The 23,915-nt window shown below is 65.6% G+C and carries 22 protein-coding genes; 8 read left to right on the top strand and 14 right to left on the bottom strand.

Translation table 11 applies throughout. The annotated features are described in order from the left end of the window. The first annotated feature begins 199 nt into the window (after window positions 1-199). Window positions 200-1,042: a GNAT family N-acetyltransferase gene (locus ACVWZM_RS31825; RefSeq protein ID WP_168859082.1), complete on the top strand. Its 843-nt coding sequence runs from the start codon at window positions 200-202 to the stop codon at window positions 1,040-1,042. Between the two features lie 182 nt (window positions 1,043-1,224). Here ACVWZM_RS31825 and ACVWZM_RS31820 read toward each other — a convergent pair whose 3' ends face one another. Then, the gene (locus ACVWZM_RS31820) at window positions 1,225-3,897 is read right to left on the bottom strand and encodes a flavin-containing monooxygenase (RefSeq protein WP_168857525.1); all 2,673 of its coding nucleotides are present in this window, start codon (window positions 3,895-3,897) and stop codon (window positions 1,225-1,227) included. Between the two features lie 411 nt (window positions 3,898-4,308). Then, window positions 4,309-5,013, bottom strand: a complete 705-nt coding sequence (locus ACVWZM_RS31815; RefSeq protein WP_057014974.1) for an SDR family oxidoreductase — start codon at window positions 5,011-5,013, stop codon at window positions 4,309-4,311. Between the two features lie 140 nt (window positions 5,014-5,153). Here ACVWZM_RS31815 and ACVWZM_RS31810 point away from each other — a divergent pair, with 140 nt between their 5' ends. Next, window positions 5,154-5,972, top strand: coding sequence for an extracellular solute-binding protein (locus ACVWZM_RS31810; RefSeq protein ID WP_057014973.1), 819 nt, complete (start codon window positions 5,154-5,156; stop codon window positions 5,970-5,972). Here ACVWZM_RS31810 and ACVWZM_RS31805 read toward each other — a convergent pair. From ACVWZM_RS31805 to ACVWZM_RS31790, 4 genes are all read right to left on the bottom strand, one after another. After that, the gene (locus ACVWZM_RS31805) at window positions 5,946-6,644 is read right to left on the bottom strand and encodes an ABC transporter permease (RefSeq protein WP_016845814.1); all 699 of its coding nucleotides are present in this window, start codon (window positions 6,642-6,644) and stop codon (window positions 5,946-5,948) included. The genes ACVWZM_RS31810 and ACVWZM_RS31805 overlap by 27 nt on opposite strands. Window positions 6,645-6,703: 59 nt before the next feature. Further along, on the bottom strand, window positions 6,704-7,087 hold the full coding sequence (locus tag ACVWZM_RS31800) for a response regulator (RefSeq protein ID WP_050425581.1): 384 nt from the start codon (window positions 7,085-7,087) through the stop codon (window positions 6,704-6,706). A gap of 113 nt (window positions 7,088-7,200) precedes the next feature. Next, a complete protein-coding gene (locus tag ACVWZM_RS31795; protein ID WP_168857524.1) occupies window positions 7,201-8,436 on the bottom strand; it encodes an extensin-like domain-containing protein in 1,236 nt (411 codons plus the stop codon). Window positions 8,437-8,560: 124 nt separating this feature from the next. Continuing rightward, the gene (locus ACVWZM_RS31790; protein WP_229192769.1) at window positions 8,561-9,049 is read right to left on the bottom strand and encodes an autotransporter outer membrane beta-barrel domain-containing protein; all 489 of its coding nucleotides are present in this window, start codon (window positions 9,047-9,049) and stop codon (window positions 8,561-8,563) included. A gap of 59 nt (window positions 9,050-9,108) precedes the next feature. Between ACVWZM_RS31790 and ACVWZM_RS31785 the strand changes: the two genes are divergently transcribed. The 4 genes from ACVWZM_RS31785 to ACVWZM_RS31770 all read left to right on the top strand — a co-directional run bounded on the left by ACVWZM_RS31785 (window position 9,109) and on the right by ACVWZM_RS31770 (window position 13,480). After that, window positions 9,109-9,921 (top strand): hypothetical protein, encoded by an 813-nt coding sequence (locus ACVWZM_RS31785; RefSeq protein ID WP_456855548.1) that lies wholly within the window; start codon window positions 9,109-9,111, stop codon window positions 9,919-9,921. 735 nt (window positions 9,922-10,656) lie between these two features. Then, window positions 10,657-11,271 (top strand): inner membrane-spanning protein YciB, encoded by a 615-nt coding sequence (locus ACVWZM_RS31780; protein WP_253639064.1) that lies wholly within the window; start codon window positions 10,657-10,659, stop codon window positions 11,269-11,271. 141 nt (window positions 11,272-11,412) lie between these two features. Next, a complete protein-coding gene (locus tag ACVWZM_RS31775; protein ID WP_063790043.1) occupies window positions 11,413-11,739 on the top strand; it encodes a hypothetical protein in 327 nt (108 codons plus the stop codon). 154 nt (window positions 11,740-11,893) lie between these two features. Beyond that, the gene (locus ACVWZM_RS31770; RefSeq protein ID WP_456855547.1) at window positions 11,894-13,480 is read left to right on the top strand and encodes a FecR domain-containing protein; all 1,587 of its coding nucleotides are present in this window, start codon (window positions 11,894-11,896) and stop codon (window positions 13,478-13,480) included. Window positions 13,481-13,571: 91 nt separating this feature from the next. On the opposite strand, the gene ACVWZM_RS31765 is transcribed toward ACVWZM_RS31770, so the two are convergent. From ACVWZM_RS31765 to ACVWZM_RS31755, 3 genes are all read right to left on the bottom strand, one after another. Next, on the bottom strand, window positions 13,572-14,399 hold the full coding sequence (locus ACVWZM_RS31765) for a class I SAM-dependent methyltransferase (protein ID WP_233475622.1): 828 nt from the start codon (window positions 14,397-14,399) through the stop codon (window positions 13,572-13,574). Window positions 14,400-14,518: 119 nt separating this feature from the next. Further along, window positions 14,519-14,926, bottom strand: a complete 408-nt coding sequence (locus tag ACVWZM_RS31760) for a hypothetical protein (protein WP_168857518.1) — start codon at window positions 14,924-14,926, stop codon at window positions 14,519-14,521. A 78-nt stretch (window positions 14,927-15,004) separates the two neighbouring features. Next, a complete protein-coding gene (locus ACVWZM_RS31755) occupies window positions 15,005-15,310 on the bottom strand; it encodes a nickel-binding protein (protein WP_057014965.1) in 306 nt (101 codons plus the stop codon). Window positions 15,311-15,474: 164 nt separating this feature from the next. Here ACVWZM_RS31755 and ACVWZM_RS31750 point away from each other — a divergent pair, with 164 nt between their 5' ends. Further along, window positions 15,475-17,280 (top strand): winged helix-turn-helix domain-containing protein, encoded by a 1,806-nt coding sequence (locus ACVWZM_RS31750; RefSeq protein WP_168857517.1) that lies wholly within the window; start codon window positions 15,475-15,477, stop codon window positions 17,278-17,280. On the opposite strand, the gene ACVWZM_RS31745 is transcribed toward ACVWZM_RS31750, so the two are convergent. Next, window positions 17,281-18,081, bottom strand: a complete 801-nt coding sequence (locus ACVWZM_RS31745; RefSeq protein WP_456855546.1) for an NUDIX domain-containing protein — start codon at window positions 18,079-18,081, stop codon at window positions 17,281-17,283. A 121-nt stretch (window positions 18,082-18,202) separates the two neighbouring features. Then, window positions 18,203-19,069 carry an archaetidylserine decarboxylase gene (gene asd / locus ACVWZM_RS31740; RefSeq protein ID WP_057014963.1) on the bottom strand — a complete coding sequence of 289 codons (867 nt, stop codon included), beginning with the start codon at window positions 19,067-19,069 and terminating at the stop codon, window positions 18,203-18,205. 34 nt (window positions 19,070-19,103) lie between these two features. Between asd and ACVWZM_RS31735 the strand changes: the two genes are divergently transcribed. Continuing rightward, window positions 19,104-20,768 carry an aminotransferase class III-fold pyridoxal phosphate-dependent enzyme gene (locus tag ACVWZM_RS31735; protein ID WP_456855545.1) on the top strand — a complete coding sequence of 555 codons (1,665 nt, stop codon included), beginning with the start codon at window positions 19,104-19,106 and terminating at the stop codon, window positions 20,766-20,768. 399 nt (window positions 20,769-21,167) lie between these two features. Here the strand turns inward: ACVWZM_RS31735 and ACVWZM_RS31730 are convergent, their stop codons facing one another. The 3 genes from ACVWZM_RS31730 to ACVWZM_RS31720 all read right to left on the bottom strand — a co-directional run bounded on the left by ACVWZM_RS31730 (window position 21,168) and on the right by ACVWZM_RS31720 (window position 23,806). Continuing rightward, a complete protein-coding gene (locus tag ACVWZM_RS31730; protein WP_253639060.1) occupies window positions 21,168-21,785 on the bottom strand; it encodes a hypothetical protein in 618 nt (205 codons plus the stop codon). Between the two features lie 242 nt (window positions 21,786-22,027). Further along, window positions 22,028-22,717 carry a class I SAM-dependent methyltransferase gene (locus ACVWZM_RS31725; RefSeq protein WP_057014960.1) on the bottom strand — a complete coding sequence of 230 codons (690 nt, stop codon included), beginning with the start codon at window positions 22,715-22,717 and terminating at the stop codon, window positions 22,028-22,030. Between the two features lie 33 nt (window positions 22,718-22,750). Continuing rightward, the gene (locus tag ACVWZM_RS31720; RefSeq protein WP_168857513.1) at window positions 22,751-23,806 is read right to left on the bottom strand and encodes a glycosyltransferase family 4 protein; all 1,056 of its coding nucleotides are present in this window, start codon (window positions 23,804-23,806) and stop codon (window positions 22,751-22,753) included. Between the last annotated feature and the right edge of the window lie 109 nt (window positions 23,807-23,915).

Here is a 23,915-nt window from a genome sequence, read left to right as displayed (position 1 = left end):
TCGAAGCATGCGCGGCCCGGCTGGGGGCCGTCGTGCTTGAGACGGCCGCGGAGTTTATCATCGGGCCGCGCTTTGTGCGGACTCGTTGGCAGCCTCATCAACATGACGGACGTACGTTCTTTAGATCGTCACGGGGGGTATTGTTCTCCAGCCGTCGATGTGCACGATCAATAACTCCAGCACGACGAGGCGATCGACCATGAACGACCTCACCATCCGACAGATGCAGCCGGACGAGATCGCGCTCGCGGTGGACTGGGCCGCGGCGGAGGGATGGAATCCTGGTCTCGCAGATGCGCCCTGCTTTGCCGCCGAGGACCCGCAGGGCTTCTTCATCGGCGAGCTCGATGGCGAGCCGGCCGCGGTGATCTCCTGCGTCAATTACGGCGCGCAATTTGCCTTCCTCGGCTTCTACATCGTGCGTCCGGATCTGCGCGGCCGCGGCCATGGCCTGAAGATCTGGAATGCGGCCATCGCGCATGCGCGCCTGCGCGTGATCGGGCTCGATGGCGTGGTGGCGCAGCAGGCGAACTACCAGAAGTCCGGCTTCGCGCTCGCCTACGCCAATGTGCGCTACGGCGGCACTGTCGCCGCACCATCCGCGCCGAGCGACGGCACCGTCGCGCTGACCGATCTGCCGATGGCGCTGATCGAGGCCGATGACGCCACGGTGTTTCCCGCACCGCGGCCGGCATTCCTGCGCGCCTGGATCAACACGTCAGGACATGTCGGGCGCGCGCTGATGCGCGACGGCAGGCTGGCCGGCTGGGGCGTGATCCGCCCGTGCCGGACCGGCCGCAAGATCGGTCCGCTGGTTGCCGATGACCGTGCCGGCGCCGAGGCCGTTGTCGCGGCATTGCTCGCGAGCGCGGGCAGCGGCGAGGTCTTCCTCGATGTCCCCGCGGTCAACCGCGACGCCGTCGCGCTGGCGCAAGGCCTCGGGCTGTCGCCGGTGTTCGAGACCGCGCGGATGTATACCGGCGCGATCCCGCCACTCCGGATCGATCGCGTGTTCGGCGTCACGACGTTCGAGCTCGGTTAGAGCGAGAGATTTCGGAATATTAGAAATATATCCGTGAGTTGCCCGACGTGTCAAGTGGCTAGGTCGAACGCCTGCCACCGCCGGCTCCTTTGCATGGGGTTGTTTTCGATATTTTCGCAACGCGCCTCCCCCGCAAGTGCCCGCAAGCGGGAGAGGGAGCGCGGCTGCAATTCAAACCCGAGCTAGTTCGCCGCCGCGTTGACCTCCGGCGTAGCGACGTTGTCCTGCTCGACCTCCTCGGGCAGGCCGGCGAAGCGCCGCAGCGCCTTCGCCATCTTCACGCGGCCGGCAACGCCGGTGATGATGACGTCGACCATCACGAACGACGAGTGGAAGTGGCCCTGCGCCTTGAGCTGCTCGACCTTGACGCCGGCCTTGGCGAGCGCGTCGCCATAGGCGATGCCCTCGTCGCGCAACGGATCGAACTCGCTGGTCGCGATGAACGTCGGCGGCAGGCCTTCGAGCTTGCCGCGCAGCGGCGCGACGCGCGGGTCGGTGCGGTCGGCCGGCGAGCAGTACAGGTCCCAGAACCAGTACATCAGCCCGCGGGTCAGGAAATAGCCGGTCGCGTTGTCGACATAGGACGGCCGGTCGAATGTGGAATCGGTGACCGGACAGATCAGGAGCTGGCCCGCGATCTCGGGCCCGCCGCGATCGCGCGCGAGCTGGCACGTGACGGCCGCGATGTTGCCGCCGGCGCTCCAGCCCGCGACCAGCAGCGGCCCCGCCCTGCCGCCGAGCTCGGCGCTATGGGCCGCGATCCAGCGCGTCGCCGCAAAACCGTCCTCGGCCGCGGCCGGGAAGCGATGCTCGGGCGCATGGCGATAGCCGACACTGACGATGATCATGCCGGTGCGCCGGCACAGGTCGCGGCAGAACGGATCGTCCGACATCTCGTCGCCGAGCACCCAGCCGCCGCCGTGGAAATACACCACGATCGGATGCGGCCCCGGCGTCGCCGGCCGGTACAGCTTATACGGCAGCGGACCGTCCGCGCCCTGCAGCATGCCGCTGCCGACCTCGCCGACCGGGCGGCCAAAGGGACGCCCCTTGTTGAATTCGGTGAGGAAGTCGCGCGCGCCCTGCGCCCCCATCGTCTCGAGCGGCGGCAGGTTCATTTCGCCGAGCAGGTTCAGCACCAGCCGCACATCCGGCTGCAGGCGCACGATCTCGCCGTCATTGCATTGCTCGGCAACGCCGGGACCCGAGAGCTTGAAGCCGAGCATGCCGCGGCCGACCACCTCGTTGCAGATGCTGCGATACGGACCGACGCCGCCCGTATAAGGCATCACGCCTTGCGGCTTGCCGGGCACGTTGGCGCCCGTGTACCAGGTGTTGGCGAGCCGGTGCAGCGTCAGCGTCGCGCAATCGGCCATGTGCCGTTCCCAGCCGGCCTGCGCGGTCTCGGTCGCTTCCATCGTGGTGAAGCCGGCGTCGCGCAGCGCGGCGATCCGCTCCACCACCCAATCGACGTGCTGCTCAATCGAGACAGCCATGTTCGACAGCACCGACGGGCTGCCGGGACCGGTGATCATGAACAGATTGGGAAAGCCCGCGACGGTGACGCCGAGATAGGTCTGCGGTCCGTGCGCCCAGACATCCGACAGCGACTTGCCGCCGCGGCCGGAGATCGGATGCACCGCCATGATCGCCCCGGTCATCGCGTCGAAGCCGGTGGCGAACACGATGACGTCGACGTCGAACTTGCGTCCGTTGGTGAAGATGCCGCTGGTGGTGATCCCCTTGATCGGCTCCTGCCGCAGATTCACCAGCGTCACGTTGGGACGGTTGTAGGTCGCATAGTAGTTGGTATCGAGGCAGGGACGCTTGGCGCCGAACGGATGATCATGCGGGGCCAGCGCCGCCGCCGTCTCCGGATCCTTGACCACGGCGCCGATCTTCTCGCGGATCAGGTCGGCGACCAACCTGTTGCCGTCGACATCGACCGCCTGGTCGGCCCAGAGCTGGGTCAGGATATGGACGAGGTCGCCCGCCGCCCACGCCTTCTCGAACCGCTCGCGGCGCTCGGCGTCGCTCAATTGCCAGCTCACCACGGTCTGCTGCGGATAGGGCACGCCGGCCATCGACCAGCGCGCCTGGTCGCGATAGGCGGCGCGGTCGCTCTCGAAATAGGTCTTGCGATCCTCGGGCGCCGGGCCGTTGCCCGCGGGCAGCGCGAAGTTCGGGGTGCGCTGGAACACGGTGAGCTGCGCGGCCTGCTCGGCGATGATCGGTATGGACTGAATGCCCGACGATCCGGTGCCGATCACGGCGACGCGCTTGCCCTTGAGATCGACGCCCTGATGCGGCCAGCGGCCGGTGAAATAGATCTCGCCCTTGAAGTCCTTGACGCCGTCGATCTCCGGCGGCTTCGGCGACGACAGGCAGCCGGTCGCCATGATGTAGTAGCGGCACGAGACGTCGGCGCCGTTGTTGGTCGAGATCTGCCAGCGCGAGGTCGCATCATTCCAGGTCGCCTGCGTGACCTTGGTGCCGAACCTGATGTCGCGACGCAGATCGTAGCGGTCGGCGACGAAGCCGAGATAGCGCAGGATTTCCGGCTGGGTCGCGTATTTCTCCGACCAGGTCCAGGCCTGATCGAGCTCGGGATCGAAGGTGTAGCTGTAGTCGATGGTCTGGATGTCGCAGCGCGCGCCGGGATAACGATTCCAGTACCAGGTGCCGCCGACATCGGCGCCCTCTTCGAGCGCGATCGCCGAGAAGCCCGCCTTGCGCAACCGATGCAGCAGGTAAAGTCCGGCGAAGCCGGCGCCGACCACCGCAACGTCGACCTGCTGCGTGGTTCCGCTCTGCGTGGAGTCTGAAGCGCGTGCTGCAACTGCTGCGTCTGGCATGCCATTCCTCCGTATGTTTTGATTTGACGGAAGGCTAGCCCTGCGCCTTCAGTTTGTCATCACGACAAACGCAATCAGAGGTCGCCGCAATTGTGACGCCCGCGGCCTGGAGCGCGCCGCGCAGCGCGTAGACGCAACTGGTGACGTAAGTTGTGGCGACGCAACGGGTACGAACGGCGCCGCACACTTTGATGTCGTCCCGCGAAAGCCGGGACCCATACTCCGCGGCGGATGTTGTGGACGGGACTCGTCGTTCCATCGACGCGCAACGATGACCATCGGTGGTTATGGGTCCCGGCTTTCGCCGGGACGACACCGAATATTTGGTGCCGCTTGTGAATCACAAGCTCACTTGCTCCTCAGAGTCCGTCTATGAGTCAGGCCCTGGGGATGACGGGTTTAGCAGTTGCCTCAAATCGACCGCATCAATCCGCCGTCGACGCGGATGTTTTGGCCGGTGATGTAGCCCGCGCCGTCGGAGACGAGGAAGCTGATGGTTGCGGCGATCTCCTCCGCCTTGCCGTAGCGCTTCATCGGCACGCTGTCGCGGCGCTCGTCGGTTGCCGGGAGGCTGTCGATCCAGCCTGGCAGCACGTTGTTCATGCGCACATTGCTGGCGGCGTAGCTGTCGGTGAACAGTTTGGTGAACGCGGCGAGCCCGGCGCGGAACACCGCCGAGGTCGGAAACATCGCGCTCGGCTCGAACGCCCAGGCGGTGGAGATGTTGACGATCGCGCCCGACTTCTGCGCCTGCATGTGAGGCGCGACGAGACGCGTCGGGCGGATCACGTTCATCAGGTAGACGTCGAGACCGGTGTGCCACTGCTCGTCGGTCAGTTCGAGCACACCCGCGCGCGGGCCGTGGCCGGCGCTGTTGACCAGCGCATCGATGCGGCCCCAACGCTCCACCACGCCGTCGACGGCGCGTTTCAGATCATCGTTGGAACGGTTCGAGCCGGTGAAGCCGAGGCCGCCGAGCTCCTTTGCCAGCGCCTCGCCCTTGCCCGACGACGACAGGATCGCAACGCGGAAACCATCGGCCGCGAGGCGCCGCGCCGCCGCCGCTCCCATGCCGCTGCCGCCTGCGGTAACGAGCGCGACCTTCTCCAAAGCCATGACCTGATATCCCTTCTTATTGCTTCGTTCGAGGCGACCCTACCACCGCCGACCGCAGCGCGCGACATCGCGCCTGCTTTGCGTCACCGGACGAAATGCGGCATGGTGACCGACATCGTTCTCCGGTACGCAGTATTCACATGACATCCCTCCTTCGACACCTTGTCATCGCCGCCGTGATGCTGTTCGCCGGTCCCGCGCTCGCGCAGACCCGGTCCATCACCGTCGCCTCGACGACATCGACCGAACAGTCCGGCCTGTTCGGCTATCTGCTGCCGCGGTTCTCGGAGACCTCGGGCATTGCCGTGAAGGTGGTCGCGGTCGGCACCGGACAGGCGCTCGACATCGGACGGCGCGGCGATGCCGATGTCGTGTTCGTGCATGATCGCGTGGCCGAAGAGAAATTCCTGGCCGAGGGCTTTGCGACCAAACGATATGACGTGATGTACAACGATTTCGTCATCGTCGGCCCGAAGGCCGATCCGGCGCATATCGCCGGCGACAAGGATGTCGCGGATGCCCTGCGCAAGATCGCTGCGACCAGTTCGGCCTTCATCTCGCGCGGCGACCACTCCGGCACGCACGAGGCCGAGCTGCGGCTCTGGAAGGCGGCCGGCGTCGATCTCGGCTCAGCGAAGGGCCAGTGGTATCGCGAGATCGGCCAGGGCATGGGTCCGGCGCTCAACATGGCATCCGCGTCGAATGCCTATGTGCTGTCCGACCGCGGCACCTGGCTGTCGTTCAAGAACCGCGGCGAGCTCGCCGTGCTGACCGAAGGCGACCGGCGGCTGTTCAACCAGTACGGCGTGATGCTGGTCAATCCGGCGAAACATCCGACGGTGAAGGCCGCGGACGGCGAGGCCTTCATCGACTGGCTGGTCTCGCAGGCCGGGCAGTCAGCCATCGCCGGCTACAAGGTCGGTGGCGAGCAGCTATTTTTCCCCAACGCCGCGCACTAGCAGAAACGCGATCGTGCTGACGCTGACGCTCAGCGCAAGCAGGATGACGCCGAGCCCGAGACCGAGCGCCAGCTCGCCCTTGCTGGTCTCGAGCGCAATCGCGGTCGTCATCGTTCGCGTATAGCCGCTGATATTGCCGCCCACGATGATGATGGCGCCGACCTCCGCGATGGCGCGGCCGAACGCGGCGAGGAACGCGGTGAGCAGCGAGGCGCGGCCGAGCGAGAACACCAGCGCAAGGCTGCGCAGGCGGGACAGGCCGTCGGTGCGGATCAAATCGGCATATTCCGCCCACAGCAGCGCGACCGGACGATGCACCAGCGCAACCACGATCGGCGTCGCCAGGATGACCTGCGCCACCACCATCGCCGTCGGCGTGAACAGCAGTCCGGCGAAGCCCAGCGGTCCGGATCGCGACAGCAGCAGATAAAGCCCGAGGCCGACCACGACCGGCGGCAGGCCGAGACAGGCATTGGCGAGCACGATCACCACCTGCCGTCCGCGAAACCTCGATATCGCAAGCCAGCCGCCGATCGGCGCGCCGATCAGAAGCGCGAGCAGGCTCGCCAGCAGGCTGACGCGCAACGACAATGCGACGATCCCAAGCAGGACCGGATCGCGACCGGCTATCAGCGATGCCGCCGCCGTGATCGACTGTGCGAAATCATTCATGCCGGCACGTTTTGCCCGCACAACGTGCGCATCGTCAAATCGCAGGAACGATCAGTCGCTCAGGCCGGCGCGCCGTTCTTGAGCAGCTTGGCCACGGCCGCGACCAGTTCGTCGGGCGAGAACGGCTTGTTCAGCAGCACGCTGTCCGGCACGCCCCGGGTCGGCCACTCGTCGCCGCCGCCGCCGGTGATGTAGAGCACCGGGAATGACGGGTCGATCTCGCGGGCGCCGCGCGCCACGCGCCAGCCGTCGAGCCGGCCGAGCAGGCGGATGTCGGTGACCAGTGCTGAGTATTTGGTGCGGAACGCCTTCAGCAGCGTCAACGCTTCCTCGCCCGAGCCCGCGATCGCCGGCTCATAGCCGCCGTCCCTCAGGGCGTCCTCTACCATCATCTGAAGATCACGATCGTCTTCGATGACGAGAATGATCGGCGCGTCTTGCAAAGCTATCCCCCAGAAATCAGCCGGGTGCGCCCGGCTCCGAAGCATATGCAGCATAAAAGTGGCTACCGTTTGCACGGTGTCACCCAGTAAAAATACGGGTATCAGACGCGTCCCTATTCGTCGGCGAATTCGTCTTCTTCGTTGACCCCCGCCTTACCCCGCGGGGCCGGCTTTCTGCCGCCGAGCGATCCTGTGACATAAGGTTCGCGCGTTGCATAGGGGTTACGGCCGCCGGCACGCGCCGCGACCTCCTCGCCCGAGACGGCGGCGGGCTGGCAGATCAGACGCCGGCTGGCCCGGCGCATCAGATCCACATGGATGTGGTCGTAGTGATAGACGTTGGACCCCGGCGCCAGCACCGTGGTGAATTGCTGGCAGGCGGCGGCCTGGACATCGCGCAGAAAGCCCTGCTCCTCCGGCAGGCCCCTCCAGCCATCCTTCACGGTGATGCGGCGACCGTCAGCCAGCGTGAAGGCTGCGATGTCGAGCGCATTGCCGAAGGCGTGCTCGGAAATATGCGCGTGCGAATTGCCGTTCATGCCGCGGCAGGAATAGGCCGAAATCTGCTTGATCTCGACGACGCGCGCGCCGAACCAGCGCTGCGCCGCCGGCTGTACGGAATCGGCGAGCCAGCGCTCGAGCACCGAGACGATCGGGCACGCCAGCGTTGCCGCCGGCTTCACTGCGACCGGGCCGACCGTCACCACCGGATTGCCGCTCGAGGGACCGAGCCGCGGCGGCGGTGGCGCGCCGGGCGGCTGCTGGGAATACGGTGCCGGTGAATAGGGCGCGGCCGCGCTGTCGCGCTGCGGATTGGATGGCAGACCGGGATAATAAGGTCGCTCGCCCCTGGCATCGGGCGAGCCTTCCGGCGGCAAATCGATCTCGTCCTGCTGCGGCGGAACGCCGGGCGCCGACAGCGAGACCGGCCCATTCTGACGGCTGCCATAGCCCGGCTCGTTGCCATAGCTCGGCTGGCCGACGGCCTGATTGGAATACGGCGCCTGCGCGGGCGGCGGAGGCGGCTGGCGGTTGATCGGCCAGCGCGGCTGGTTGCCGACCGATGCCGGCGGGCGCAGGCTGTCGTCGGCAAATCCGTAAGCCGAACTGGCTTCACCGAGCGCGGCGACCTTGAGCGGGAACTCGGCGCCGCAGACGCCGGGACCGGAGATCGGATCGATGCGGACGAGGTCGGCGCTCTCCTTGACCGCGCCCGACTTCAGGCATGCGGCCTCGGCCTCGGCCCGCCACGGTTCGCGCTCGGCGGTCTGAAACAGACCGCGACCGCAACCAGCAAGCGACACAAGGACAAGGGAGCCGACGAGATACAAACGAACTCCACGCGTCATGGCGCGGAGGTTCTGCGAATTTGATTAAAGACTCTTCAACGCATTTCGATGCGTTGTTTTCAGCTGTCCTTAACCATGCAGCGGAACCCGGCAGGGCAACACGCGCCCTGCCGAGATGATGTCATCACCACGTGTAGCGAACGACACCCTTGCCGCCATAGGACGACGTGACGTCGGAGAACTCGCCTTCGAAGGTAAGCGCCGCCGACCAGCCGCTGGTCCAGTTCATCGCCGCGCTCGCGGTGGTGAGCACCGCATCGCTCGCCGGCGCCGCACCGTTGACCACGAAGGACGCGCCCGGCAGCGTCTGGAATGTCGCGGCAACGCTGCGATCGGTGTTGTAGTCGTGCGCCCAGGCAAGGCGGCCGCGCAGGCTGAGAATGCCATCCTGCAACGCGATCGAGCGATCGCTGCGGAGGCCGAGTTCGCTGCGCGTGGCGGTGACGGTCTTGGCGCCATAGGCCACCGCGAACGCGCTCGATCCCGACAGCACCTGCTCGGCATAGGACGGCAGATCGTAGGTCGTGAACTGTCCGGCGGCATAGGGCGTCAGCGCCAGCGACCACGGCGTTGTCGATCGTGAAGTTTTCGCCGGGACGGATCGCGTCCGCATTGGCCGCAGTGATCAGGCCGGTCGCGCGGTTTGTGATGTGAACGCTCGCGGCGGTCGAGATGAGATTGTCGAAGTCGATCGCCTGCCCGGTCGCCGATTTGATGGTGCCGGCATTGTCGACCGAGAACCTGGCCGCGGTCGTGCTGTTGCTGCCCGACGCGCCGTTGATCTGGATGGCATCGTCCGCCGACTGGATCGTCGCGCCCGCATTGTTGACGACCGACAGCGAGATCACGTTGTTGAGATTGGTGGTGGCGCGGATCGCGCGAGACCCTGCCGTATTGGTCGCGTCGATCATGCCGGAATTGGTGATCGTGGTGGTTCCGCCGCCGATCCGCATCACGTCGCTGCCTGATGACTTGATGATGCCGCCGCTCTGGTTGGTGATCGAGAACACGGTGGTGTTCGACGTCGCGTTGACGAAGTCGAAGACGCGGCCGTTGCCCGTCGACTGGATGGTGCCCGCATTGTCGACGGTGACCGACCCGCTGCTCAGGCCGCCATTGATCCGGAATGCATCATTGGACGCGGTGAAGAGCGCGCCGGAATTGTTGATCAGCGTGAGATTGCCGCTGATGGCGCTGCTCGAGGTGTCGATGCCGCGCGAGGTCGCCGAGATGGTGCCGTTGTTGGTGATGACGACGCCGGGCGACGACAGGCCGGTGATCCAGGTGATCGCGGTGCCCGTCACCGACAGGCTGCTGCCGGCGGCGACCGAGCCGGTATCATTGTTGGAGACGGTCTGCGCCGTCGTGCTGTTGGGAGCAGTGCTGAAGCTTGCGGCCAGTGCCGGACAGGAGAACCCCAACGAAGTCGCAGAAATAGCCAGCGCAAGCCGGCTTGCGCGGCTCAGAAACTCAGATTTCACGTAACGCCCCAAGTACTTATTACCGGGGTAGAGCCCCGGTCATTGCGGGCGGCAATCTGGGTATGGTTTGTGACAGGCGCACAACAAATGACGATGCTGCCTTGCGGCGCAACGACACAGGGGCGAGAGCAACCGACGGACATCCAAGCGGGTACTGCTATCGGCCCCTGGAACCGGCGCCGCCGCCGAATATATTTGCGACGCGTCAACGCCTTGATTCGGCGGCTATTTGAGCCGCGCATCGCAATGCGGTATTGCCGCGAATAGCGAGCCTGACAACAAGACTGCCTTTTTCGGCCTGGAACCCCTTGCTAGCTTTGACGTTAATGCGGGCAGCGTTGTGTGAACCGAGGGAGTTTCCCCAATGGATTTCGCGAGTCCTCTGCTGAGCAAGCTGAGCATTGTGGCCGCGTACATCGCGTTAGCCTTCGTCGGCGCCATTATTCTCGGCGTGTTCTAGGACATTCGACAGGCATGAGTTCAGCGCCCGGCGGCCGCCCCCGCCGGCGCTTTGCTGTTTTGCGTTCACTCCGCCACAACTACAGCTCGACGATCGCGATGAGGGGCTCGAATGCGATGCGCGTGCAGCGCTGCGCCGTGCAACGGTGAGGCGAGTTTTGCGAGTCGCCTTCAGGTAATGGCTTGTATCTGCCCGGCGGTCGCTTCATGTGGGTCCCCGGACCCGCTATAAGAGCCGCATTGTCGAAAATGAATTGAACCTGCGGGCGACCGGCGACCAATGAAGCATTTCCTCACCGCGGCCAGGCTGTTGGCCCTCGATCTCGCCTCGACGCTTGTCTTTCTTGTTCTGTTCCTGCTGACGCACAACACCGCGCTTGCGGTCGGCCTCGGCATCGCGTTCGGCGTCGTGCAGATCGGCGTCCAGATGGTGCGCGGCAAGCGGATCGACACCATGGAATGGCTCAGCCTGTTCCTGGTCGTCGCCGCCGGCTCCGCCACGCTGCTGACCCACGACCCGCGCTTCGTGCTGTTCAAGCCGAGCGTGATCTACGCCATCGTCGGCGTCGTGATGCTCAAACCCGGCTGGCTCAACCGCTACCTGCCCGAGATCGCACAGAAAGTCGTGCCCGATGTCGCCGTCAAGGTCGGCTATGCCTGGGCCGCCCTGATGTTCATCTCCGCCGCGGTGAACGCCATCGTCGCGCTGACCTGCGAGATCACGACATGGGCCGTCGTGATGCCGATCTTCGGCATCGTGAGCAAGATCGTGGTGTTCCTCGGCGGCTTTGCCGCGCTCCGCCTCGCCGCAAGGCGCCGCATCCGCGCCATGCCGGAGACGCAGCGCGAGGCCGTGCTCGCGCTCGAAGGGGCACCGGCGCCAGCTGCGCCGTAGCCCCCGACCGGGGTGTGGTCGACGAAACAAACGGCCCGCGCGACGAAACCATTTTGCCGTGACAACGAAGAATTGCCGAAACCAAGCCTGCCTAGTGATCGGTTCGACAACGCGCTGCTTCGGCGCGATCACAAGGGGGACATGATGGCTTTCACCGCTTCCGCGCTTCGTCACGGCAAACTGCTGGCGGCAACCGCGTTCACGCTCGGTCTGCTGACCTCGGCGTCCTATGCCTACACCGACGAGCAGCAGCAGATGTGCACCAGCGACGCCATGCGGCTGTGCAGCTCGGAAATTCCCGACGTCGATCGCGTCACCGCCTGCATGATCCGCCAGCGCGCGCTGCTCAGCGACGGCTGCAAGGCGGTGTTCCACTACGTGCCGCCGGCGGCTGCGCAACCCGCGAATTATGCGCCCGCGGCCAAGCCGGCGAAACCGCTCAATATCACTCCTCACAAGCGCGGCTAAGCAAAACCCCAACAGCGACCAAGCACCGCGCTTCCGGCAACGGAGCGCGGTGCTTGATCGTTTCGGTCCGCCATGACAACAAGGCACGACCGTTCATGCGGCATTCAGCCTGACGCGGCTCAATTGCCGTCCCCACTGCCTCCCCCGGGAATCGATGGCGATGCGCCGCAGCCTTCTCTTTGCGCTTCTGCTTGGCGCCGGCGTCACGATCGGTTGGCAATCAGCGGCCAATGCCGCGCCGGACTTGACGCGGCTTGCACAGGCGCAACCTGCACAGGCGCCCGCCCCGGCGCCGAGTGCGACGCCGGCTACGCCCGCTCCCGCAACACCCGCGCCTGCAACGCCGGCGCCGGCCGCGAGCGCGCAGCCCGCAGCGCCCGAGCCGATCGGCAACGTGGCGATACTGACAGGAACCGCGACCGTCACGCGCAACAGCACCGCGACGCCGCTGCAGATCCGCGACGACATCTTTGCCAATGACGAGGTCGCGACATCAGGGACCTCCTCGCTCGGCATCACCTTCAACGACGGCACCACCTTCAACCTGCGCGCCAATGCCAGGATCACGATCGACAATTACGTTTATGAGGACGGCGGCCAACAGAACAGCGCGCTGTTCAACGTCACCAAGGGAACGGCGGCCTTCGTCGCCGCCGCGGTCGCCAAAACCGGCGACATGAAGATCTCGACCCCGACCGCGACGCTCGGCATCCGCGGCACCACCGGTCTCGTCGAGGTGCCCGAAGGCGCCACCGCGACCAGCAGGAATGTCGGCATCAAGCTCTATCCCGACGCCGACGGACATGTCGGCCGCATCGAGGTCAACGACCGCAGCGGTGCCTCGCTCGGCGTGCTGACGCGCGGCGCCAGCGGCTTTGCGATTCGTCCGGGCACCGGCGGTGCCCGCTTCGCCGCGGTGCCGCTGACGATCTCGCCGCAACAGATCACGCGCGACCAGGGCTTTGTGCGCCAGGTCCATAGCGCGCAGACGCTGGGCCGCCAGGTCGTGACCGAGCAGCGCGACTTCCGCCGCGCCAATCCCGATTTCCGCAGGGCCAATCCGGCCGCGCCCTATCCGAACCGCGGCCAGCCCGCGCAGCCGAACCCGCAGCGGCAGAACGGCCTGCCGGGCCAGAACCGCAACACGCCGCAGCAGCCGGGTCAGCAAAACCGTCCGGGCCAGATGCAGCAGCCCGGTCAGCCGAACCGTCCCGGCCAGCAACCGGGCACGCCTGGCCGGCAAGGTTCGCAGCAGCGGCCCGGCACGCAGCAGCAAGGCGGCGCACAGCATGCGCTGCCCGGCCAACCCGGCGGCGCGACGCTGCCGCACGCGCCCGGCGTCCAGACGCCAGCCGGACAACAGCCGGCGGGACAACAGCCAACGCGCCAAGCCCCCACGCAAGAGCCCGCGCGCCAAGGCGGCACGACGCAACCCGGCGGACAACAATCGCCGGCACGTCAAGGCGGTCTGCAGCCCGGCCGCACCCAGGCGCCGGGCGGCGTGCGCCAGCCAGGACCACCGGCGGCCCAGCCGGGTCAATCGGGCGCGCCGCGACAAGGCACAGCGCAGCCCGTGCCGCAGGCGCCCGGCCAGATCCGACCCGGCATCCAGCAAGCCGCACCGGGCGTACGTCCGGGCATACAACGGCCCGCGGTGCAGGCGCGGCCAGGCTTCCAGCAACGGCGCGCGCCGCCTCCGCCGCGCGGCGCGAAGCCTCCACCCAAGGACAAGCGCCAGTAACTGAGATCACAGCAATGTCGATCAAACGAGCGAATGGCGCCGGCGAGTTACGCCGGCGCCATGCACAGATCGACCAATGCCGAGCGGCAGGTCAGCCGCGCCTGGTGATCACGGCCTCCAGATATTCGCTCGGAATCACCAGCGTGCCGTCCCTGGCGATATTGAACTGGTCCATCAGGCTGAACATGTCGGCGGCGAGCAATTGCTGCTTGACCGGATCGATCGCCCCGAACGCCTTCAGCACGGGCCCGTAATAGGTGCGGAAGATCTCGAGGAAATGCTCGCGCGACCTGTAACGGAAATTGAAGTGCCTGCGCCTGGCATCGAGCGTCGCCTGCGGGCCGAACAAGGCGCCGAGATGCGCCTCGGTGCCCCACAGCGCGGGAGACTTCACGCCCGGCGCCGGCGGGACATACTTCCCGATGGTCTTGAACAGCTGGCCGATGAAACCTTCCGGCGTCCAGCTTGCGAGGCCGATCTTGCCGCCGATGCGGCAGACGCGGCGCAGTTCATTCGCCGCCTGCTGCTGGTCGGCGGTGAACATGACCCCGAAGGTCGACAGCACGACATCGAAGCTGGCATCGGCAAACGGCAGCTTCTCCGCGTCCGCTTCCTGGAACGTGATGGGCAGACGCTCCGCCGCCGCCCGCTCGCGGCCGCGCTCGAGCAACGCCGCGACGTAGTCGGTCGAGACCACGTCGGCAAAGCGCCGCGCCGCAGCCAGCGTCGCATTGCCGTTGCCGGCGGCGACGTCGAGCACCATCTGATTGCTGCGCAGGTCGACTGCCTCGCAGAGCATCTCGCCGACGATCTGGAGCGTGGTGCCGACGATCGCGTAGTCGCCCGAGCTCCAGGTGGCTTGCTGGCGCGCCTTGACGGCGGCGAGATCGACAGTCGGCATTTCGGTCTGAACGTTCATGTGCATCTCCTTTGAAAATGTGGTGCGGCTCGCGGCAAGGCCGCCGGCTTCGCCGAAAGTCCGCGGGTTGCGCCAAAAAACGGCGTCGAGCAGTGCAATGACTTCAAATGTGCTGCGCGCTATGTGCGGCGGTCGAGCAGGACCGGGATGGTCGATGCGGCAACTATGCTCCAGTCCGAGCGATGCCTGCAGCCGTGGCTGCCACGCTGCGTCGAGGCGGCCTGCTGCGCCGGAGCTGCACGATGCTCCAGAACGACAGGTTCCTCCGCTCGGGTGAACACGGGCGAGGACAAACCCGCGATCACCAGCCCGAGCAGCGCGCTTCGCCGGATCGGCCGTGAGCAGCGGTTCCCGGCGCCCTTCGACTGGCCGCCGGCCTCGCGCGGCATCAGGCGACTGGCCTGCCGCTCGCGATGGGCGAGCATGCCTGCGACCGATTGATTGACGATCCGGCGGATCCGCAAAAGCAGGAAGGAAAAATGCCTTCGTACCGGACTTGAAATGGATTCCATGAATGAAATCGACATAATTGTTTCCTTGATCGAAGTGTGATGGCGCTCCGGATCAGGTTTGGTCGGGATACGCCATGCGACGCCGCGCAGGCGTCATTCGGCTGCAATGGGTGGTTGGACCGGATCACCACGCACCACCACGGTTGCCGCGACCTTGTAGAATTCCTCGCCCGGCATGCCGACGCAGCGCGCATGCTCCCGGATCGAGTCACCGTCACGCGCCTCGTATATGCAGAATGTGCCGATGCGACCATCCGCCTCGTGCACCACATAGCTGCGGATCCAGCGGACACGGTCCGGCATCTGCTCGTCGCCGACCCTTGCGGACGTTGCGCCGGCGAGTTCCAGCTCGCTCATGTTCGCCCAGGCGCTCGGACGGCGAATGACATAGAGTTCCATCGAAATCTCCTCGGTTGCAATTATTGAAACGGCAGGCGCTCATGGCGAGCCATGATCAGCTATAGGCGCTGTCGATGCCGACTGTCCTTACCGCGGACTGATCATTGCCTGATCTTTGTCTGATCCTTGGCTGAACCTTTTCCGCCGAGCCCGCACTCATACACATGGCATTCTCATTTGGACTGTTCGAGCTTGATGAAGCTGGACGCGTGTTGCTGTGCGCGCGCCAAGAGGTCCCATTGCAGCCGCGTGTGTTCGATCTGCTGATTTATCTGGTTCGACACCGCGACCGGGTCATCCCCAAGGAAGAACTCCTCGAAGCCGTCTGGCCGGATGTGACGGTCACAGACAACTCGCTGCAGCGGGCGGTGAGTGCGTTGCGCGCCGCGCTGCGCAACGGCGGCATGGACGGCGCGATCCGAAATCTGCCGGGCAAAGGCTATCGCTTCTTCCTCGAGTCCGGGATCCGGCAGCCGGAACGCATCGACCCCAAGCAAGTCGATGGCACCGTCGGTGCAATCGGTCTCGCCCGACGCGCAGCGGCCGGACAATTGTGGCTGCAGGCAGCGACCCTGTTCGCGAGCGCGGATGAAAGCGGCCAGCTCAACGCTGAAGATCTGCACGATTGGGCGCTTGCCCTGCAGTGCCTCGGCAGGGCCACGGCAGCGATTCCGATTCTGGTTCGCGCGGTCGCCGCACGCAGCCAGGCCGGTGACGCGGCAGGCGCCACGGTCGACGCGATAGCACTCTCGGCTTTGCATTTCGAAAGCGGCCAGGCCGCGATCGGAAAGGGCTGGCTCGCGCGGGCGGAAGATTGGGCTTCAACGCTCGACGATCCTCCGACGACGGCCCTGGTGTTATGGATGAAGTCGAAACTGGCTGCTTTCGATGGCGAGCCGGAACAGGCACTCGCGTTGGCCGACGCTGCCTACACCGCCGTCAGATACAAGGATGCGATCAATATCGAAGCGCTGAGCCTGGCCTATCGCGGCTTCTATCGGCTGTGCCTCGGCGACACACACGGAGGACTGTCCGATCAGGACCATGCCGCCGCGGTTGCCCTGTCCAGCAACAATCTGGACCCGATCATGGGCGGCAACCTCTATTGCAACATCCTCTGGGCGGCCCGGATGTTCGGAGATTGGGCACGCGCCGACCAGTGGACGCGGAGCTACCAGAACTTTTGCTCGGGCAGCGGCATGGAATTGACGGGCTCGTGCCAGCTGCACCGCTCCGAGGTGCTCGGCATCCGAGGCTCGCTCGACGAAGCGCTGTCGCGCATTCAGGACGCGCTCGGACGCCTGACCAGCGATGCGCCCTGGTCTCTTGGCGATGCCAACCGGGTGCTGGGCGATATTCAGGCGGCGATCGGCAATGACGACGCAGCGCTCGAAGCCTATGACAGGGCTTACACGCTGGGCTGGTGTCCGGAGCCGGGCCGCGCCATGCTGCTGCTCGCAAGAGGGGAAGCGGAGGCCGCCTATGCAAGCCTCGAGCGGAGCCTGATCGGCAAGACCTGGTGGACGCTGCAGCGACGCGGAATCCTGCTCGCGCATCTGGCGCTGGTTGCCGCGCACACGCATCGGACCGTTCGAGCGAAGGCATTGATCTGCGAACTGTCGGGAAGTCCGGATCGCTGGCCGATGCCCTCGATCCGCGCACTCACCAACGAAGCACAGGCGATCCTCGCGCTTTCCCGGCAGGACCATGAAACAGCCATGCGGCATCTCCATCTCGCCCGCCAGCTGTGGTCCAGCATCGAGGGGCGGGTCCAGATCGTGCGGCTGCGGCTTCAGATCTCCAGCCTCCAGCTGGAGCATGGAGATGTTCGCGGCGCCATGGCCGAAGTTCATGCGGCACAGCTTCTGGCCCGTGACCTGGGCTCGCCCAAGCGTCTTGCCGAGTGTCTTGCCTTGCAGCGTGACATTGACGCCTGGCAGCCAACGGCACGACGTCAGATGTGCGGGTGATCACGCCGCGCGGCGCAGCCAGTCGCGCACGCGTTCGATCAGATTCTTGCGCGGCGTGGGCCGAGGTGCCGCGCCGGCCGGCACGACCTCGTGCACGAATGGCGGCGTTTGTTCAGGGATCACCGTCTCGGCGCCTCGCTCGGTCTCGGCAGTTGCATCGGGTGCGGCCACCGGAACGTCTTGCGGCGCCATGGCCGGCGGATCGGGCTCGCTTTGCGCGAGTGGCGGCTGATCGATGGCCGGCGTCTCCGCCGGCGCAGCCGTATCGGCAACATCAGGCGCGTCGGTGACCTCCTGCTCGTCGATGACCTGTGGCACTGCGGCTTCGCGAATCCGCCGGCGCTCTGCGGCCACGGCTCTCGCCCGCGCGCGCCGCTCGCGCTCGGTGAGCGCCGCGGCCTGCAACGCGATCGGTCCGACATTTTCCAGGAACGCGCGCTCGTAGCCGCGCGACAGACGCTCGAGTGCCGCATCGAGCGGCAGCCAGTCCACCTCGCGGATGTCGCTCATCAGCGCCCGCACCGGCTTGCCGCCGGCATCCATGCGCCAGTAATGCACCACCTTGGATCGGCCGCCTGAATCATAGACCAGCGTGCCGAGGAATTCGTGCACGTCGACTTCATGGCCGGTTTCCTCGAGCACCTCGCGCTCGGCAGCGGCGCGCGGCGTCTCGCCGTCGTCGAGCTTGCCTTTCGGCAACACCCATTCATTGCGCTTGCGCAGCCGCACCACGGCGAAGCGCTGCGGTGCGTCCCGCCGCAGCACAATGCCTCCCGCCGCCAGAACAGGCGTCCGCGCCATCTCGTGTCCATCAGGTTTGCGATTTAGGATCGTCGCACGACGATCCCGCTACTCTAAAGCATGATCGGAAAAAGTGGAAACCGGTTTTCATGCTCAAACGATGAGCGCTATGGAAACAAGGCTATAAAGGCTTCCGCAGCAGCGGCTCGCCGCATTTGATCCGCGTTCCCTCCGCGACGTTGTCAGGGAATTCGAAATTGCCGGGCGCCAGCACGATGATCGTCGAGCCGTGTTCGAACCAGCCGAGTTCATCGCCCTTCTTCACATGCGCGTTACAGGAAAAATCCACTAGGCCCCGCGACTGCGCGTTCAGCGTGATATCGAGGAAATGCAGGCGGAGGCTGGCGACAAGGATCGCCGCGACCGGAACCAGCGTCAGTGCCTCGCCGGTTGGCAGCTTGGCGCGCAGCACCGCGCGCTCGTTCTTGCAGAACAGCCGCTCGATCCGCTTCAGCGCGATCGGATTGACGTTCCAGACGTCGCCATGAATGAACGTCACCTTGTCGATGGCAAGATCATAGGGCGCGTGGAAACGGTGGTACATGCTCGAGGTCAGCCGCAGCGTGACGAAGCGGCCGTTCCGGTGCTGCTCCACGAGCGCCGGATCGCCGACCAGATCGAGCAGCGAATAGGGCGCGCCCTTGACCTGGAACAATTGCCCGTCCTCGATCCGCCCATGCGCGCCGATGATCGCATCCGACGGGCTCGCGATGATGGCAGGATCGGCAGCGGCCGGACGCAGGCCGGGCTTGAGCTCGCGGGTGAAGCAATCGTGCAGGCTCCTGAACTCGGTCTTCTTGGCCTCCGACAGATCGAGGTCGGAGAACAGCTTCCAGCAGGCGATCGAGGCGTCGCGCACCAGGGGGTTCTCGACCTTGGAGAACCAGCCCATGAAGCGGGTCAGCGCGGCCCGCGGAATCCGGTTGGTGAGCAGGAAATTGAGGTCTTCCTGCTGGGTGAATGCCGAGATCAGGCCCTTGACTGTCATGAATCTGTTAGGTGCTGAGGCTAGCGCTTCTGTCATGGAAACATCCCTTCCGATTCTCTCGCTGTCCGCCGCCGCGCTTGCCGGCGCCGCCGCAGCTTTCCCCAAAATTCAGGCCCGCATCGCGCTGTCGCGCGCCAAACACCGCTCGCTGACCGGACATTCCAAGATGTCCAAGATGGTCGCGCGCATGGTCCCGCACTACGAATTCGACATCGACGACTTCTTCCGCTCCGACGGCGCGCCGAAGGAGGTCGCGATGCAGCGCCAGGACGGCTTCTTCCGCCTCGCCGGCCTCTACGGGGATCGCTACCCCAAGGGCCGCGCGTTGACCGCCGAGGTGACGAAGCGCATCTCCGACCTGCAGTTCACCGAAACCTACCGCGTGCCGTTCCAGTACAGCCGCCTGGTGCGCGAGCATCTCGGCACCTCGGCCTTCGTCGAGGCCTCCAGCGGCGTCACCGTCACCGACGTCGACGGCAATGTCTTCTACGACCTGACCGGCTCCTACGGCGTCAACATCTTCGGCAACGACTTCTACAAGGAGTGCATCGCCGAGGGTGAGAAGCGCGCCCACGCGCTCGGCCCCGTGCTGGGCCCCTATCACCCGGTCATTGCCGACAACGTCAAGCGGCTCTGCGAGCTGTCCGGCCTCGACGAGGTCTCGTTCCATATGTCCGGCACCGAGGCCGTGATGCAGGCGGTGCGGCTCGCCCGCTACCACACCAAGCGGAAGCGCCTCGTGCGCTTCGCCGGCGCGTATCACGGCTGGTGGGGCGACGTGCAGCCCGGCGTCGGCAACCCGGTGTCGCCGCACGAGACCTTCACGCTCGCCGACATGTCGGAGAAGACACTGCACGTGCTGCGGACGCGCAGCGACATCGCCTGTGTGCTGGTCAACCCGCTGCAGGCGCTGCATCCCAATTCCAACGCGCCCGGCGATTCCGCGCTGGTCGACTCCTCGCGTTCCTCCAAATACGACCGCGCCGCCTACACCGAATGGCTGAAGAAGCTGCGCGAGGTGTGCACCGAACGCGGCATCGTCCTGATCTTCGACGAGGTGTTCGTCGGCTTCCGCCTCGCCGCCGGCGGCGCCCAGGAATATTTCGGCGTCAAGGCCGACATGGCGACCTACGGCAAGAGCCTGGCCGGCGGGCTTCCGGTCGGCGTGGTGTGCGGCCGCAAGGATTTGATGCGGCGCTTCCGCGCCGACCGCCCGGCCGACATCTGCTTCGCCCGCGGTACCTTCAACTCGCATCCCTATGTGATGACGGCGATGGACGAGTTCCTGAGCCGGCTCGCCAGCCCGAACTTCCGCTCGATCTACAACGGGCTGGACGAGACCTGGAACGGCCGTGCCAAGGCGCTCAACGACCGCCTCGCCGCGCAAGGCTTGCCGGTTCGCGTCGGCAACATCTCGTCGATCTGGACCGTCTATTACACCGAGCCGTCCCGCTACAACTGGATGCTGCAATACTATCTGCGGGCCGAGGGCCTGGCGCTGAGCTGGGTCGGCACCGGCCGCCTGATCTTCACCCTGAACTACACCGACGCCGACTTCGCCGAGGTCAGCGACCGCTTCGTCGCCGCAGCCGAGAAGATGAAGCGCGACGGCTGGTGGTGGCACAAGGCCGGCCTCACCAACAAGAACATCAAGCGGCAGATCCTGAAGGAGATGGTCGCCGTGAGGTTCGGCCGCTGAGCACACCGTCATTCCGGGGCGATGCACAGCATCGAACCCGGAATCTCGAGATTCCGGGTTCGCTCGCTGGCGCGATCGCCCCGGAATGACGGCGTTTAGGTCGTCACCGTGAAGTTCAGGCGCTGAGGCAACGCGCGGCCCCCCTGCTCCCTCGCCCCGCCCTTGCGCGGAGAGGGCTGGGGTGAGGGGCTGCATCCATAAAATCGGAAATGGACGGACTCGTGGTGAGCCCCCCTCACCCGGATCGCTGGCGCGATCCGACCTCTCCCCGCAAGCGGGGCGAGGTGACGTGTACGCGCGGTCGAAGGCGCTCAAGTGATGATCCGCCGTAATCCTAAGACGTAGATGCCCGGGACAAGCCCGGGCATGACGTAGCTTGAAGACTCTGAGGGCAACCGATCAGGCGTGCTTGACGTGCTTCTCGAGACCCGGATCGATCAGTTCGCCCTTCATCAGGAACAGCGGCGCCCTGTGATAGAGCTTCAGGTCGTTGAACGGGTCGGTGACGATCTTGGTCATCCAGACGAGGCCGGTCTCGACGTCGCGGATGAAGAACAAATGGACGGTGCGGAACAAGAGGCCGCCGATGCCGACCACGAGCCAGATCTTGGCCACCTGGCGGGTGAAGTCGCCCATCGTGACCCAGGGCTTGAACAGGCCGAACAGCGTCGGATCGAAGTACAGCACCATCGGCGACAGCGCCCAGATCGCCATCAGCACGACCTTGCGCTGCAGATTGTAGCCGACCTTGATATCTTCCTTGTGCTCGTGGGTCGCCTGGTTGACGTGGTCGTAGCCCTTCGGCTCGAAGAAGAAGTGACCGGCCTGGCGCGAGGTCATCGAGACCAGCCAGCCGACCAGCGCCGACACGACCGGATCGAAGAACAGCATCACATAGGCGAACAGGAAGCTCAGCGCGCTGACGAAGTGCAGGCTCTGGTTGATCCGGCTGTGATGGTAGAAGCGATGGTCATCCCAACGCTGGGTACGCAGCTCTTGCAGGAAATTCTTGATCATTGGTTCCCCCAACATCTTTCGGAACAGGATTTACAGGGATTCGATGTATCGCGTGTGACATCATCATAATGACATATGACAATGCGGAGCGACGCCTTGACGCAACCGGAGCAGGGTCTCGCCTCATCCCGAGAAGATCTGCGGAGATCAGGCGAAGGAGATCGTAGCCTCCCGGCCTGGGGTGCGCTGTGCGCTACCTCACCCGGGAGGAGCGGCGGGCTGGGCCGCCTGGCCGGGCCGCCTCAGGCGGCTTTGGCGACATCCGCCTTGCGGAAGCGGACCAGCGAGAAGTGGCCGAGCGGCGGAATCAGGCGGCGCTCCGCGAGCTCCATGCCGCGCGCGCCCGCGAGCCATTTGGTGTAGCGCGACCAGGCGAATTCGGCGGTCCGGAACCCGAGCGGGCGCACCACCGGCTGCAGCTTCTGCTCGATGAAGCGGCGCACGCCGGCATCGGCGCTGACGCGGGTCAGGATGATCAGTTCGCCGCCCGGACGCACCACGCGGGCGAACTCGTCGAGCGCGGCTTCCGGGTTCGGCACCGCCGACAGCACGTACTGCGCCATCACCACGTCGAACGAATTGTCGGGGAATTCGAGCTTTTCGGCGTCCATCACCGCGAGGCCCTCGACATTCTTCAGGCCCCGCTCCGCGACCCGCTTCTTGGCCTTCTCCAGCATCGCTTCCGAGATGTCGGTGCCGAAGATGCGGACGTTCGGGCTATAGAGCGGCAGCGAGATGCCGGTGCCGACGCCGACCTCGAGCACCCGGCCGCCGATCTTGTTGGTGGCCTGGATCGCGGCCTGCCGGCCCTTGCTGAACACACCGCCAAACACGAGGTCGTAGATCGGCGCCCAGCGGTCATAGGCCTGCTCGACCGTCTCGCGGTCGAAGTCCATGGAACGGTCGGCACCCAGCTTGATGATTTCAGCCATAGATCGTCTCTCGTCTCTCGTTCGATTGAGGTGTTAATTCGGAACCGCACTGCGGCCGGCAACGCGGCGGGCAGGCCGCGGCGCACGGCTCGGCTGCAGCGTGGCCAGATTGCCGATGAACTGACGCGCACTGTTTTCCCAGGAACGCTCCAACGCAAAATTGCGGCAGTCGGCGCGCGACATCGTCAGCGCGCGCAGGCAGGCGCTGCGCAGATCGTTGTCGATCGCGCCGATCGGATGGTTGGCGATGACGTCCTTCGGGCCGGTGACCGGGAATGCCGCGACCGGCGTGCCGCAGGCCAGCGCTTCGAGCTGCACGACGCCGAAGGTGTCGGTCAGGCTCGGGAACACGAAGACGTCGGCGGCGGCGAGGTGCGAGGTCAAATCATGCCCCTTCTTCTCGCCGAGGAAAATCGCGTCGGGATATTTCTGTTCCAATGCCGCCCTTTGCGGGCCATCGCCGACCACGACCTTGGAGCCCGGCAGGTCCAGCGACAGGAAGGCGTCGAGGTTCTTCTCGACCGCGACGCGGCCCATGGTCATGAAGATCGGCCGCGGCAGATCGAGCACCGCCGGCTGGTCCGGATTGAAGATTCTGGTGTCGACGCCGCGGGTCCAGAAGCCGAGCCTGCGGAAGCCGCGCTCGGCGAGCTCGCTGCGCAGCGAGTCGGTCGCGACCATCGTCATCGACCCGGCGGCGTGGAAGTGGCGCAGCACCGCATAGCCGACGCTGTCGGGAATGCCGGTGCGAACCGAAACATATTCCGGGAAGCGCGTTGTATAGGATGTGGTGAAGGCGAGCTTGTTGCGCTGGCAATAGCCGCGCACCGCCCAGCCGATCGGCCCTTCGGTCGCGATGTGGATCGCCTCGGGCGCGGCCTCCTCGATCCGGCGCGCGATCTCGCGGCGGTTCGGCAGCGCCACGCGCAGGCCCGGATAGGTCGGCACGCCGACCGAGCGGAAACCGTCGGGAGTGAGGAATTCGATCTCGGCGCCGAGCCCGGCTGCGCTGCGCGCAAGCGACGTCAGCGTCCGGACCACGCCGTTGACTTGCGGATGCCAGGCATCGGTCGCAACGAGTATGCGCATTGCAGGAGATCCAAATCGTTAATCTTGATTCTGCTCGCACGACGTTCTGACATGGATGTTTCAAACGTATGACGTCATCGAAATGTTAGGTTGTTTTTCACGGCAAACG

This window comes from Bradyrhizobium sp. USDA 4501, from assembly GCF_054062115.1.
The sequence above is the reverse complement of the archived record's forward strand: the minus strand, read 5'-3'. Positions and strand labels throughout refer to the sequence as shown.